11 protein-coding genes and 1 pseudogene are annotated in these 14,101 nt (G+C 72.7%); 8 read left to right on the top strand and 4 right to left on the bottom strand.

Annotation, left to right across the window (positions count from 1 at the left end; translation table 11 throughout):
• The 4 genes and pseudogenes from BG452_RS19855 to BG452_RS19870 form a co-directional block, all read left to right on the top strand.
• A pseudogene (locus BG452_RS19855) lies at positions 1 to 507 on the top strand (hypothetical protein); the annotation flags it as partial.
• A 2-nt stretch (positions 508 to 509) separates the two neighbouring features.
• A complete protein-coding gene (gene hpnH, locus BG452_RS19860; RefSeq protein WP_188305677.1) occupies positions 510 to 1,538 on the top strand; it encodes an adenosyl-hopene transferase HpnH in 1,029 nt (342 codons plus the stop codon).
• A gap of 161 nt (positions 1,539 to 1,699) precedes the next feature.
• Positions 1,700 to 3,610, top strand: coding sequence for a 1-deoxy-D-xylulose-5-phosphate synthase (gene dxs / locus BG452_RS19865; RefSeq protein WP_188305678.1), 1,911 nt, complete (start codon positions 1,700 to 1,702; stop codon positions 3,608 to 3,610).
• Positions 3,600 to 5,000, top strand: coding sequence for an aspartate aminotransferase family protein (locus tag BG452_RS19870; protein WP_188305679.1), 1,401 nt, complete (start codon positions 3,600 to 3,602; stop codon positions 4,998 to 5,000). The genes dxs and BG452_RS19870 overlap by 11 nt, the downstream gene beginning before the upstream one ends.
• Before the next feature lie 58 nt (positions 5,001 to 5,058).
• Here the strand turns inward: BG452_RS19870 and BG452_RS19875 are convergent, their stop codons facing one another.
• Positions 5,059 to 5,334, bottom strand: coding sequence for a DUF6343 family protein (locus BG452_RS19875; protein WP_188305680.1), 276 nt, complete (start codon positions 5,332 to 5,334; stop codon positions 5,059 to 5,061).
• Positions 5,335 to 5,411: 77 nt separating this feature from the next.
• Here BG452_RS19875 and BG452_RS19880 point away from each other — a divergent pair, with 77 nt between their 5' ends.
• A complete protein-coding gene (locus tag BG452_RS19880; RefSeq protein WP_188305681.1) occupies positions 5,412 to 5,630 on the top strand; it encodes an I78 family peptidase inhibitor in 219 nt (72 codons plus the stop codon).
• A 76-nt stretch (positions 5,631 to 5,706) separates the two neighbouring features.
• Here the strand turns inward: BG452_RS19880 and BG452_RS47725 are convergent, their stop codons facing one another.
• On the bottom strand, positions 5,707 to 6,570 hold the full coding sequence (locus tag BG452_RS47725) for a phosphatase PAP2 family protein (RefSeq protein ID WP_317621141.1): 864 nt from the start codon (positions 6,568 to 6,570) through the stop codon (positions 5,707 to 5,709).
• Between the two features lie 231 nt (positions 6,571 to 6,801).
• Positions 6,802 to 7,569 carry a 3-oxoacyl-ACP reductase FabG gene (gene fabG / locus BG452_RS19890; RefSeq protein WP_188305682.1) on the bottom strand — a complete coding sequence of 256 codons (768 nt, stop codon included), beginning with the start codon at positions 7,567 to 7,569 and terminating at the stop codon, positions 6,802 to 6,804.
• 403 nt (positions 7,570 to 7,972) lie between these two features.
• On the opposite strand from fabG, the gene BG452_RS45800 reads away from it, so the two are divergent.
• Positions 7,973 to 8,839: a MarR family transcriptional regulator gene (locus BG452_RS45800; protein WP_317621142.1), complete on the top strand. Its 867-nt coding sequence runs from the start codon at positions 7,973 to 7,975 to the stop codon at positions 8,837 to 8,839.
• Positions 8,840 to 9,053: 214 nt separating this feature from the next.
• Here the strand turns inward: BG452_RS45800 and BG452_RS19905 are convergent, their stop codons facing one another.
• Positions 9,054 to 9,917 (bottom strand): aldo/keto reductase, encoded by an 864-nt coding sequence (locus BG452_RS19905; RefSeq protein ID WP_188305683.1) that lies wholly within the window; start codon positions 9,915 to 9,917, stop codon positions 9,054 to 9,056.
• A 535-nt stretch (positions 9,918 to 10,452) separates the two neighbouring features.
• On the opposite strand from BG452_RS19905, the gene BG452_RS19910 reads away from it, so the two are divergent.
• Positions 10,453 to 12,231: an ABC transporter transmembrane domain-containing protein gene (locus BG452_RS19910; RefSeq protein WP_188305684.1), complete on the top strand. Its 1,779-nt coding sequence runs from the start codon at positions 10,453 to 10,455 to the stop codon at positions 12,229 to 12,231.
• Positions 12,232 to 12,274: 43 nt separating this feature from the next.
• On the top strand, positions 12,275 to 14,047 hold the full coding sequence (locus tag BG452_RS19915; protein ID WP_188305685.1) for an ABC transporter ATP-binding protein: 1,773 nt from the start codon (positions 12,275 to 12,277) through the stop codon (positions 14,045 to 14,047).
• Positions 14,048 to 14,101 lie beyond the last annotated feature (54 nt).

Here is a 14,101-nt window from a genome sequence, read left to right on the forward strand (position 1 = left end):
GCGGTCGTGGTGGCCGGCTTCGGCGCCGCCGTCGGACCGGGTGTGGCCCCGGGCGACGTGGTGGCCGCGGACGGCGTGCGCGACGCCGAGGGCCACCTCTACCCGGTCGACTCCGGGCCGGACCTGGCCCGGGCGCTCAAGGAGCAGGGCCTGACCGCGCACACCGGGGTGCACCACACCGCCGACCACGTGGTGCGCGGCATCGAGCGGCGCGCCCTGCACCTGCAGGGGGCGCTCGCCGTCGACATGGAGGCCGCCGCCGTGCTGGCCGCGCTGCGGGAGGTGCGCCCGGTGCTGCCCGTCGCCGTGCTGCGGGTGGTGGTGGACACCCCCGAGCACGAGCTGCTGCGGCCGGGCACGCTGCCGGCCGGGGTGCGCGCCTGGCGGACCCTGCGGGCGACGGTGCCCGCCCTGGTCGACTGGTACCGACAGGAGCCCGGCCCCCGCCCCCGCTCCGCAGACCTGAACCACCCCACATCCTCGACGCTCCCCCAGGAGGCGAGCTAGCCATGGCCATGCCGTTGCGCCAGACCGTGCGGGTCGGCACTTACCTGATGCAGCAGAAGCTGTTCAAGCGACGGGACAAGTTCCCGCTGATCGTCGAGCTGGAACCGCTGTTCGCCTGCAACCTCGCCTGCGAGGGCTGCGGCAAGATCCAGCACCCGGCTGGCGTCCTCAAGCAGCGGATGCCCGTCGCCCAGGCGGTCGGCGCGGTCCTGGAGTCGGGTGCCCCGATGGTCTCGATCGCCGGTGGCGAGCCGCTGATGCACCCGCAGATCGACGAGATCGTCCGGCAGCTGGTGGAGCGCCGCAAGTACGTCTTCCTCTGCACCAACGCGCTGCTGATGCGCAAGAAGATGGACAAGTTCAAGCCCTCGCCGTACTTCACCTTCGCCGTGCACATCGACGGGCTGCGCGAGCGGCACGACGAGTCGGTGGCCAAGGAGGGCACCTTCGACGAGGCGGTGGCGGCGATCAAGGAGGCGAAGCGCCGCGGCTTCCGGGTCACCACCAACAGCACCTTCTTCAACACCGACACCCCGCAGACCGTCATCGACGTGATGGACTACCTCAACGACGAGCTGCAGGTCGACGAGATGATGATCTCCCCGGCCTATGCCTACGAGAAGGCCCCCGACCAGGAGCACTTCCTCGGCGTCGAGCAGACCCGCGAGCTCTTCCGCAAAGCCTTCGCCGGCGGCAACCGCAAGCGCTGGCGCCTCAACCACAGCCCGCTCTTCCTGGACTTCCTGGAGGGCAAGGCCGACTTCGAGTGCACCCCCTGGGGCATCCCCAACTACTCGCTGTTCGGCTGGCAGCGGCCCTGCTACCTGATGGCCGACGGCTACGTGCCGACCTACCGCGAGCTGGTCGAGAAGACCGACTGGAGCAAGTACGGGCGCGGCAAGGACCCGCGCTGCGAGAACTGCATGGCCCACTGCGGCTACGAGCCGACCGCCGTCCTCGCCACCATGGGCTCGCTCCAGCAGTCGCTGCGCGCCATCACCGAGACCGTCAGCTCCAAGCGCGTGCGCTGAGCCCGGGCCGGGCACCGCCCGCCCCGAAGCCGTCCTGCCCAGAGTTCCCGCCCTGGGTCCCCGCCCAGAGTTCCCGTCCGGTCCGGGCCGTCGTGCCCGGGCCGGCCCCGCCCCGCCGGGCGGAGGCACCACCGCACCGCTCCGAGTCGTGAGGTGTACCCATGGCACTGCTCTCCCGCGTCACGTCCCCGGCCGAGCTGCGCAAGCTCCCCGCCGCCGAACTGCCGCTGCTCGCCGACGAGATCCGCGACTTCCTGATCGACGCCGTCACCCGCACCGGCGGCCACCTCGGGCCCAACCTCGGCGTGGTGGAGCTCACCATCGCGCTGCACCGGGTCTTCGACTCGCCGTACGACCGGATCGTCTTCGACACCGGCCACCAGAGCTACGTCCACAAGCTGCTCACCGGCCGGCAGGACTTCTCCAAGCTGCGGATGAAGGGCGGCCTGTCCGGCTACCCCTCGCGGGCCGAGTCCGAGCACGACCTGGTCGAGAACTCGCACGCCTCCACCGCGCTCTCCTACGCCGACGGGCTCGCCAAGGCCGCCCAGCTGCTCGGTCAGCACGACCGGCACACCGTCGCGGTGATCGGCGACGGCGCGCTCACCGGCGGGCTCGCCTGGGAGGCGCTCAACAACATCGCCGAGGCCCGTGAGCGGCCGCTGGTCATCGTCGTCAACGACAACGAGCGCTCCTACGCCAAGACCATCGGCGGCCTCGCCAACCACCTGGCCACCCTGCGCACCACCCAGGGCTACGAGCGCTTCCTCGCACTCGGCAAGGAGGCGCTGCAGCGCACCCCGCTGGTCGGCCAGCCGATCTTCGACGCGCTGCACGGCGCCAAGAAGGGCTTCAAGGACGCCTTCGCGCCGCAGGGCATGTTCGAGGACCTAGGGCTCAAGTACCTCGGGCCGATCGACGGCCACGACCTGGGCGCGGTCGAGCAGGCGCTGCGCCAGGCCCGGAACTTCGGCGGCCCGGTCATCGTGCACTGCCTGACCGTCAAGGGGCGCGGCTACCGGCCCGCCGAGCAGGACGAGGCGGACCGCTTCCACGCCGTCAACCCGATCGACCCGTACACCTGCCTGCCGATCTCGCCCAGCGCCGGGGTCTCCTGGACCTCGGTGTTCGGCGAGGAACTGCTCGCGCTCGGCGGCGAGCGGACCGACCTGGTGGCGATCACCGCGGCGATGCTCCAGCCGGTCGGGCTGGCGCCCTTCGCCAAGGCGTACCCGGACCGGACCTTCGACGTCGGGATCGCCGAGCAGCACGCCGTCACCAGCGCGGCGGGCCTGGCCACCGGCGGGCTGCACCCCGTGGTGGCGGTGTACGCGACGTTCCTGAACCGGGCCTTCGACCAGGTCCTGATGGACGTCGCCCTGCACAGGCTGGGCGTCACCTTCGTGCTCGACCGGGCCGGGGTGACCGGCTCCGACGGCGCCTCGCACAACGGCATGTGGGACCTGTCGATCCTCCAGGTCGTCCCCGGGCTGCGGCTCGCCGCGCCGCGCGACGCCGAACAGCTGCGGGCCCAGCTGCGCGAGGCTGTCGAGGTCGAGGACGCGCCGACCGTGGTGCGCTTCCCCAAGGGCAACGTCGGGCCGGTGGTCAAGGCGGTCGAACGGATCGGCGGCACGGACGTGCTGCTGCGCACCGGACCGGCACCGGAGATCCTGCTGGTCGCCGTCGGCGCCACCGCCGCCGCCTGCCTGGACGCCGCCCGGCTGCTGCTCGCCGAGGGCTTCACCGCGACCGTGGTCGACCCGCGCTGGGTCAAGCCCGTCGATCCGGCGCTGGCCGAACTCGCCGCCGCCCACCGGCTGGTGGTCACCGTCGAGGACAACGGCCGTACCGGCGGCGTGGGTTCGGCTGTCGCCCAGGCGCTGCGCGACGCCGACGTGGACGTCCCGGTCCGGGTGCTCGGCCTGCCGCAGGAGTTCCTCGGCCACGCCGCCCGCGGCGAGATCCTGGAGGAGGCCGGCCTGACCGGCACCGGGGTCGCGGCCCAGACCGCCGTCTTCGCCAAGAGCCTGCTACCGACCCGAGGAGCGAACCCGCGCCATGCCAGCTGACCCCGACCGCCCCGCCTTCGACCTCGCCGCCCTCCTCGCCGAACGCGGCGGTGAGCGTTACGAGTTGCACAGCCGCTACCTCAACCCGCAGCTGCCGCGGATGCTCCACGCCATCGGCTTCGACAAGTACTACGAGCGCGCGGAGGGCCAGTACTTCTACGACGCCGAGGGCAACGAGTACCTCGACATGCTGGCCGGCTTCGGCATCTTCGCGCTCGGCCGGCACCACCCGGCGGTGCGCTCGGCGGTCCAGCAGGTGATGGACCTGGACCTCCCGGACCTGGTCCGCTTCGACTGCTCGCCGCTGCCCGGGCTGCTCGCCGAGCGGCTGCTGTCGTACGCGCCCGGGCTGGACCGGGTGTTCTTCGGCAACAGCGGCACCGAGGCGGTGGAGACCGCGCTGAAGTTCGCCCGCTACGCCACCGGCCGCAAGCGCGTCCTCTACGCCGACCACGCCTTCCACGGGCTGACCACCGGCTCGCTGTCGGTCAACGGGGAGAACGGCTTCCGCAAGGGCTTCGACCCGCTGCTGCCGGACACCGCCATCCCGCTGGGCGACATCGAAGCGCTGGCCAAGGAGTTGAAGCGCGGCGACGTCGCCGCGCTGATCGTCGAGCCGATCCAGGGCAAGGGCGTCCAGGCGCCGCCGCCCGGCTGGCTGCGGGCCGCCCAGGCGCTGCTGCACGAGCACAAGGCGCTGCTGATCTGCGACGAGGTGCAGACCGGGATCGGGCGCACCGGCGAGTTCTTCGCCTACCAGCACGAGGACGGCGTGCTGCCCGACCTGGTGTGCGCGGCCAAGGCGCTCTCCGGCGGGTACGTGCCGATCGGGGCGACGCTCGGCAAGAGCTGGATCTTTGAGAAGGTGTACTCCTCGATGGACCGGGTGCTGGTGCACTCGGCCAGCTTCGGGTCCAACGCCCAGGCGATGGCGGCCGGGCTGGCGACCCTGGAGGTGATGCGCGAGGAGAAGGTGGTGGAGAACGCCCGGCAGGTCGGCGACCGGTTCCGCGAGCGGCTGACGGCGTTGGTCGACCGGTACGAGCTGCTCGCCGAGGTGCGCGGCCGCGGGCTGATGATCGGCATCGAGTTCGGCCGGCCCAAGTCGCTGAAGCTACGCACCGGTTGGACGGCCCTGCAGGCGGCGCGCAAGGGGCTGTTCGCGCAGATGGTGGTCGTCCCGCTGCTGCAGCGGCACCGGATCCTGACCCAGGTGTCCGGGGACCACCTGGAGGTGATCAAGCTGATCCCGCCGCTGATCATCACCGATCGGGACGTGGACCGGTTCGTCGACGCGTTCACCGAGATCATGGACGAAGCGCACCGGGGGAACGGCCTGATGTGGGACTTCGGGCGGACGCTGGTGAAGCAGGCGGTCGGAAACCGGTAACGCCGTGTGGAGTGGGAAGTCGGACGGGCCGACTTCCCACTCCGTGGGAGACACCGCGTCAGAGCTCGGTCCGGCGGCGCCGGACGACCACCACGAGATCGACGACGGCGAACAGGGTGAGCAGCCCGAGGGCGATCGCGAAGCCGGTGAGGGTGCCCCGGCTGGGCGCGCCGTCGACCGGGGAGGAGGCCGCCCACAGCGCGAAGCCCGCCGTCCCTAGCGCGAACAGCGGGGTGAAGATCAGCGAGAGCAGGTAGCGGAGCTTGAGGTCGCTGCGGGCGGTGGCCGGCTCGGTGCCGCTGCGCCACCGTCGCCGAGGGGTCGTGGTGCGCATGCTCGTTCACCTCCGGGGCGCGCGGGTGAGGGCTACCATTCCAGCGTACGTCCGTGGGGGAGAGCCGGGGAGGCACGATGACGGGGTCGGACGCCGGGGACGCGGGCACGACGGGGGAGGACGCCGAGGGCTACGCGGGCCTGCGGATCGAGCGGGCCCGGGAACTCGCCCGGCGGCACGGCTGGGCCTCGGTCCGGGTGCTGGAGCCGGGGCAGCTGATGACCATGGAGTACCGGGAGGGGCGGCTGAACCTCACGGTGCGCAACGGCGTGGTCGAGCGCAGCTGGGAGGGGTAGGCGTCGGCCGTGCGGCGGGGCTCGGTGTGCTCGACGCGCTCCAGCGTGCTCAGCGCGTTCAGCGCGTTCATCGCGTTCACCGCGCGAACCGGCGGTGGAGCCGCTGTTCGGCGACGGCGACCAGGGGTTCCAGCAGCGGCAGCGAGAGCAGGACCAGCAGTCCGGCGGCCCAGCCGGCCAGCACGTCGGAGACCCAGTGGGTGCCCAGGTAGACCGTGGTCAGGCCGATCGAGCAGGCGGTGGCGGCGGCGATCACGGTGCCGGTGCGCCGCCAGCGGACCGCGAGGTAGGCGAGCACGCCCCAGGTGACCACGGCGTTGGCGGTGTGGCCTGAGGGGAAGATGGTGCCGCCGGAGAACAGCTCGGGCGAGCCGACGTACTGGGCGTAGTGCGGGCCGAGCCGGCCGGTGACGATCTTGACCGCGCCGACCGTGACGTTGAGCAGCAGCAGGGCGACGCCCATCACCAGCAGCGGGCGCAGTCGGCCGAGGCGGTGGGCGCGCCAGAGGAGCCAGGCGAAGGCGGCGATGGCGCTGGGGCCGCGCTGGCCGGCGACCACCCAGGTGTTGAGCAGCGGTTCCAGGCTGGGCCACCGGTCATAGGGGCGCAGCAGGCGGACCGACCAGTCGAGGTCGACCAGGTCGGTGTTGAGCAGGACGCCGGCCAGCACCAGGAGGTAGGCGGCGAAGGTGGCGGCGAACAGGGCGGCCCGGCGGCGGCTCATCGGGGGCCAGCCGGGTTCGCCGGGGGCGGGGACGGCCGGGCCGGGGCCGGTGGCTCGGCCGAGGTCGGTCGGGCCGGGCGTGGTCGGGCCGGGGCCGGTGGTCGGGCCGGGGACCCGGTCGGGAGCACGGTCGGGGCCCGGGAGTTCCCGACGGTCGGCGCTGCGGCGTTCCGGACCCTGGCGCGGAATGCGAGCGGCGGTACTTCTGGATTGCACGGGGTGACCATACCCATCTGGCCGAGGCTATTCCGGAGGGAATTGTCATTTTCCCGGGAAATCGACAATCGGGCCGTCGGCGGGTGGCTCGGGGAGTGATATCCAGTATTCCAGGATCGAATGCCAGTGTGGTCTTCGAATGATTCTTCAAAAGCCCCGGTAAAGAAAACGGAGTGGGAGGCCGGTTCGCCCGGCTTCCCACCCCGTGGTAACCCTGTGTAGGTTCCGTGCTCAGTCGAGGGGGCCGCCCGCGACGTAGATCACCTGGCCGGAGACGAAGCCGGCGCCCTCGCCGGCCAGGAAGGCGATGGTGTTGGCGACGTCCTCGGGTTCGCCGACCCGCTGGACCGGGATCTGGGAGGCCGCGGCCCGCTTGAAGTCCTCGAAGTCCATGCCGACCCGGGCCGCGGTGGCCGCTGTCATGTCCGTGGCGATGAAGCCGGGGGCGACGGCGTTGGCGGTGATGCCGAACTTGCCCAGCTCGATGGCCAAAGTCTTGGTGAAGCCCTGCAGGCCGGCCTTGGCGGCCGAGTAGTTGGCCTGGCCGCGGTTGCCCTGGGCGGACGAGGAGGACAGGTTGACGATGCGGCCGAAGCCGGCGTCGACCATGTGCTTCTGCACCGCGCGGGTCATCAGGAAGGCGCCGCGCAGGTGCACGTTCATGACCGTGTCCCAGTCGGACTCGGACATCTTGAAGAGCAGGTTGTCGCGGAGTACGCCCGCGTTGTTGACCAGCACGACCGGCGCGCCCAGCTCGGCGGCCACGCGGTCGACGGCGGCCTGGACCTGCTCGGCGTCCGAGACGTCGGCGCCGACGGCCAGGGCCCGCCCGCCGGCGGCGGTGATCCGGTCGACGGTGTCCTTGCCGGCGGCCTCGTCCAGGTCCAGGACGGCCACCGCGTAGCCGTCCGCGGCCAGCCGGACGGCGGTGGCGGCGCCCAGGCCGCGGGCGGCGCCGGTGACGACCGCGACCCGGGGGGCGGTGCTCTGCTCGGTCATGCGCGCTCTCGTCTCTCTCGGGGGTGCCTCCGGGGGAGTGCCCCCGGAGAGGGTGCCCATACCCTACCGGCGGGTAGGGGAGGCGACCAGGGTGGAGAGGCGCAGGTGACGGTCGGTAAGGACCGACCGGTCGGCTTTCTGCTGAGAACGGGTTACTGCAACAGTGTGGCAGCGCGTAAATATGCCAATGTTGCCGAACCTGCGTCTACTATCCGCCCCTGCCTGCCAGCAAGGGCCAGCCGTTTGTATAGTGTCCGCCAGCAGCCACCGGCTGCACGGCTGGAGCGCCCTCCCTCATAGCTGGACGCCCACTCGCCGTTACTGCCCCACCCGGGTGTCCCACACACACCGGGTGTGACATCGGGACGGATACATGGTGCTGGGGGAGATCCCGACAACCCGCGTGTCCGCGCGACTGCAGCAGTCGCCCGGACACCTCATTCGCGTTGCACAGCAGGTCCACACCCGGCTGTGGTCGGAGCACGTCGGAGCCGATCTCACGGCTCCGCAGTTCGCCGTCCTGCTGGTGCTCGCCCTCGAACCGGGCGCGGACCAGCGGACCGTCGGCGAGCGTGCCTCGCTCGACAAGGCCACGATGGCCGAGATGGTCGCGCGGCTGGTCCGCCGCGGCCTCGTGCTGCGAAGGCGCGACCCGGCCGACGGCCGGCGCAAACTGCTCGCCCTCTCGCAGAGCGGCGCCCAGGCGGTGCGCGAGGCCACCGGTGGTGTGGTCCGCGTCCAGCGGGTGCTGTTCGAGCCGCTCACGCCGGACGAGCAGGTCGAGATCGTCCGGGTGATGGCCAAGATAGCCAGGCTGGAACCCGCGGCCGTCGCCGTCTTCACCGATGCGCGGCCGATACTGGACGCCCAGCGGGCGATCGGCTACCTGATCAGGGTCGGCCAGCAGGTGCACACCAAGCTCTGGTCGGAGCACGTCGGTGCGGAGCTGACGGCTCCGCAGTACGCCGTGCTGGACGCGCTGGAGCAGGAGCCGGGCGCGGACCAGCGCACGGTCGGCGAGCTGGCCTCGCTGGACAAGGCCACGATGGCCGAGATGGTCAGCCGGCTGGTGCGCCGCGGTCTGGTGCAGCGTCGGCGCGACCCCTCGGACGGGCGGCGCAACCTGCTCTCGCTGTCACCGGCGGGCCAGGACCTGCTGCACCGCTCGGCCGCCGGGGTGGCCGAAGTCCAGCGGCTGCTGCTCGCGCCGCTGGCGGTGGAGGAGCACGAGGCGGCGCTCGCGCTCATCGCCAAGGCGGGCAGGCTCTAGCCCAAGCTTTGGTAACAACAGCCAAAACGATTCACCAAAGTTCCTGACGCTCACGGCCGTCGGCAACGGCCGACCGTTGGCGTCGGTGAATCCGGACACACCGAAGTGCCGCTCGTCCCTGCGGGGAATGAGCGGTACTTCGATATGACCGACAGTCAGGACTGTCGTTGTCGGGGGCGCCGGGCCTGATCGGCCGGCGCCCCCACGGCGGACGTCAGTTCCAGTCGAACCCCTGCGGGTCCGGGCCGATCCGCTTGCCGGTGGCGACACCGGCGATGGCCGCGATGTCCTCGGCGTCCAGCTCGAAACCGGTGACGTCGAGGTTCTCCCGGATGCGCGACGGGGTGACCGACTTCGGGATGGCGATCACGCCGCTCTGCAGGTGCCAGCGGAGCACCACCTGGGCGACCGTGCGGCCGTGCTTCTCGGCGATCTTCGCCAGCGCGGGCTCGGCGAGCAGGTCCCCGCCCTGGCCCAGCGGGCTCCACGCCTCGGTGGCGATGCCGTGCTCGGCGTGGAAGGCGCGCAGCTCCTCCTGCGGGAAGTACGGGTGGAGCTCGACCTGGTTCAGCACCGGGACGACCGAGGCCTCGTCCAGCAGGCGGGTCAGCTGCTCGGGGCCGAAGTTGGAGACGCCGATCGACCTGACCCGGCCGCCCTCCTTCAGCTGCTCCAGGGCCTTCCAGACGTTCAGGAAGGTGCCGTGCATCGGGCGCGGCCAGTGGATCAGGTACAGGTCGAGGTAGTCGAGGCCGAGCTTCTCCAGGGAGGCGTCGAACTCGCGCAGCACCGCGTCGCGGCCCTGCTCGCCGGACCAGTCGCGGGTGCCGGAGTTCCACAGCTTGGTGGTGACGTAGAGGTCCTCGCGGGCGAGGCCGCCCGCCAGTGCCTCGGTGATGGCCGCGCCGGTGCCGACCTCGTTCTCGTAGATCGCCGCGGTGTCGATCGAGCGGTAGCCCGCCTCGATCGCCGTGCGCACGGCGGGGGTGGCCTGGGCGTCCTCGACCTGCCACACGCCGAAGCCGAGCTGGGGGATCTTCGCGCCGTCGTTCAGGGTGACGCTGGGGATGTTGCTCACGGGGAAGGGGTGCCTTCCTGGTTGTCCGTTGGTTCCAGTGGGGGCAACTGGCACCCCGGCACCATTGTTCCCGCCGTTCGGGGGAATCTTTGGCGAAGCTTTACGACGGCGTGGCGTGCGCCGGGGCCGTACTGCGGGAGTGGCGCGGACGAGGCGGCGGAAAACCTGTTGCGCGGGTCACACCGGGCTTGGCAGGCTCGCGGGCATGACCTCCTGAGACCCGGGTCCTTCGTACCCATCCCCCGCCCGTCCGGCGCCCCCACCGGACGCGTCTACGTCGCCGCGCCAGTGCGCCGCACGTCCGCTGCCCGTTCCGGTGCGTGAGCGGGGCGGCCCTCCGTACGGGCTGCGCGCGTTCGTGCGCGGCCGGCTCCGGTGGTCGTGCGCCCCCGGGGCAGTCGTGCTCCTTCGCGCCGCCGTGTCCGCGCACCTCCCCGCCCCTGCGACTCCGCACTTTCCGCACCTCCTGCGTGTCCCGCACGTCCTGCGTGTCTTGCACCTCCAGTACCTCCCGCACCCTTCGCATCGGAGTGTCATGCCGCTCACCCCCCTGCCGCTGGCCGACCCCGGCAGTCCCGACCTCTCCTCACCCCTGGCCTTCCTGCGCTGGCTGCAGCGCGCCCAGCGGCGCGGTCAGATCCGCGCCACCTGTTGGGCGCTGGTCGAGATGGGCGCCCAGGCCGCGCTGCCGATACCGCTCGGGCACGGTGTGCAGGCCGTCCTCGACGGCGACGCCGGCGGAATCTGGCGGGCCGGCGCGCTCGCGCTGCTGCTGTCCGCCACCGCGTCGGTGGGCACCGTGCTGCTGCACCGGCAGGCGGTCTGGAACTGGATCCACGCCGCTTGCCACGTACGGCAGTTGGTGGCCGGGCAGGCCTCGCACCTCGGCGCCGGGCTGTCCCGGCGGATCGCCACCGGCGAGGTGGTCGCGGTCGGCAGCGGGGACGTCGAGCGGATCGGCTGGTACGTCGAACTGGTGGCCCGGGTCAGGGCCGCGGTGATCGTCTGGCTGGTCGTCAGCTCGGTGGTGCTGGTGGTCGAGCCGGTGCTCGGGATCGGGGTGCTGCTCGGTGTCCCGGTCCTGGCCGCCTCGGTCTGGCCGCTGATCGGGCCGTTCGAGCGGCGCTACGAGAAGCAGCGCGAACTCGGCGGCAAGGCCACCGAACTGGCCGCCGACACCGTCGCCGGGCTGCGGGTGCTGCGCGGGATCGGCGGTGAGGAACTCTTCCTGGAGCGGTACCGGGCGGCCTCCCAGAAGGTCCGCGCGGCGGCGGTGCGCTCGGCCCGGCTGTGGTCGCTGATGCAGGCCCAACAGGTGCTGCTGCCGGGCCTGTTCGTGGTCGGGGTGACGTGGTACGGCGCCCGGCTGGCCGCCTCCGGCGAGCTCGGCGTGGGCACCCTGATCGCGGTGTACGGCGCGACCGCCTTCCTGGCCGCGCCGCTGCGGATCCTGGGCGAGGCCGCGCACGCCTGGAGCGTCGCCCGGGTCTCCGCCGGACGGGCCGTGCGGGTGCTCTCGCTCAGCCGGACCAGTGGCGCGGCCGAGGGCACGCTGACCCGGCCGGGCAGGTCCGACCTGCACGACCCGGCCACCGGGCTGACCGCCCGGGCCGGCGAGCTGACCGCGGTGGTCTGCGGGGACCCGGACTTCGCCGGGGCGCTCGCCGAGCGGCTCGGCGGCCACGTCCCCTCGGCCGAGGGCGAGCCGGAGCTGCCCTCCGTCCGGCTCGGCGGCACCGCGCTGGACACCGTGCCGCTGGTCGAGGCCAGGGCGGTGGTGCTGGTCCACGACAAGGAGCCGGTGCTGCTCTCCGGCACGCTGGCCGAGTTGCTGGACATCCCGTCCTCCGGCCGGGTCCCGGTGGCCGAGGCGCTCGCCGCGGCCCGCTCCGAGGACGTGCTGGAGGCGCTGGTGGACGGCTCGCCGGAGTGCGCGGGCGACCCGATGCTCGCCCGGATCACCGAACGCGGGCGCTCACTCTCCGGCGGGCAGCGCCAGCGGCTCGCCCTGGCCCGCGCGCTGCGGGCCGATCCGCCCGTCCTGGTACTGGACGAGCCCACCAGCGCGGTGGACGCCCACACCGAGTCCCGGATCGCCACCGGCCTGCGGGAGATCCGGGCGGGGCGCACCACCGTGGTGTTCGCGACCAGTCCGCTGCTGCTGGACCAGGCGGACCGGGTGGTGCTGCTGCGCGGGGGTCGGGCGGTCGCGGCCGGTCGGCACGGTGACCTGATGCGCACCGAACCCGCCTACCGGGCCGTGGTCACCCGGGACGAGGAGGCCGCGCAGATGGAGGGGGCCGCGCAGGTATGAGCACCGTCGTCAACCGTCCGACCCCGTACGTGAGGAGCACGTCATGAAGCCCCCCGTCCATCAGGAGCAGGGGCCGGCCACCACCCTGCCGGTCGGCTCCCCGGCCGCCGTGCGGCGGTACCTGGGGGTGCTGGCGCGGCGGCACCGGAGCGGGTTCGCCGCCGTGGTCTCGCTGCACTCGATGGCCACCCTGGCCGGGCTGGTCGGGCCGTGGGTGCTCGGCAGCCTGGTCGAGTCGCTGGCCACCGGCACCGCCGAGGCCACCATCGCGGTGGCGGTCGGCTGGTACCTGCTGGCGCTGGCGGTGCAGTCCGCCTTCACCGGCTGGTCCCGGATGCGGGGCTCGGTGCTCGGCGAGCGTGTGCTGGCCGACCTGCGCGAGGACTTCCTGGTCCGCTCGGTCGCGCTGCCGACCGGGGTGCTGGAGCGGGCCGGCACCGGGGACCTGGTCTCCCGGGGGACCACCGACATCGACCGGCTGGACAAGTCGGTGCGCGAGGCGGTGCCCGAACTCGCCGTGGCGGTCGTGTCGTTGCTGCTGGTGCTGGGCGCCCTGCTGGTCACCTCGCCGCTGCTCGCGCTGACCTCACTGGTCGGGCTGCCGCTGCTGCTGGTCAGCTCCCGCTGGTACTTCCGGCGCGCGCCGCAGTCCTACCGCAACGAGGCGGCCGGGTACGCGGCGGTCAGCAACGTGCTGGCCGAGACGGTGGACGCCGGGCGGACGGTCGAGGCGCTGCGCCTGGGCGAGCAGAGGGTCCGGCTGACGGACCGCAAGCTGGGCGAGTGGCTGGCCTGGGAGCGCTACACCCTGTGGCTGCGCTCGGTCTGGTTCCCGACCATCGACGCGGTCTACACCTCGGCGGTGCTGGCCACCCTGGTGGTCGGTGGGCTGTTCACCCTCAAGGGCTGGCTCACCGTCGGCCAGTTGACCACCGGCGTGCTGTACGCCCAGATGCTGACCGGCCCGGTGGACCTGATCCTGCGCTGGTACGACGAGCTGCAGATCGGACAGGCCTCGCTGGCCCGGCTGGTCGGGGTGCACGAGGTGCCGGAGCACGAGGGCGACGAGTCGGCCCGCCCGGACGGCCGCCGGGTCGAGGCCCGGGACGTCCGCTTCGGCTACCGCGAGGGCGCGGACGTCCTGCACGGGATCAGCCTGGACGTCGCGCCGGGCAGCCGGGTCGCGCTGGTCGGCCCGTCCGGGGCGGGAAAGTCCACGCTCGGGCGGCTGCTGGCCGGGATCTACGCGCCCGGGCGCGGCAGCGTCACCCTCGGCGGGGCGGCGCTGTCCCGGATGCCGGCCGAGCGGGTGCGGTCCGAGGTCGCCCTGGTCAACCAGGAGCACCACGTGTTCGTCGGCACCTTGCGGGACAACCTGCGCCTGGCCGCACCCGAGGCGGACGACGCCGAACTGCGGGCCGCGTTGGACGCGGTGGACGCCGGGGCCTGGGTGGACGCCCTCCCGGAGGGGCTGGACACCGAGGTCGGCTCCGGCGGCACCTCGCTGACCCCGCCGCAGGCCCAGCAACTCGCCCTGGCCCGACTGGTGCTGGCCGACCCGCACACCCTGGTGCTCGACGAGGCCACCTCGCTGCTGGACCCGAGGGCCGCCCGGCACCTGGAGCGCTCGCTGGCCCGGGTGTTGGAGGGCCGGACGGTCATCGCCATCGCCCACCGGCTGCACACCGCGCACGACGCGGACGTGATCGCGGTGGTCGAGGGCGGGCGGATCAGCGAGTACGGCAGCCACCCGGAGCTGGTCGCGGCCGGCGGCCCGTACGCGTCGCTGTGGCGCTCCTGGCGGGACGAACGCTAGCGGGCGCGATGGGCCCCGCCGTCCGGCCGGCGGGGCAGTGTAGCGGGGGTTCGA

Origin of the sequence: Streptomyces sp. CBMA123, from assembly GCF_014596465.1 — a bacterium.
Taxonomy (GTDB): Bacteria; Actinomycetota; Actinomycetes; order Streptomycetales; family Streptomycetaceae; genus Kitasatospora.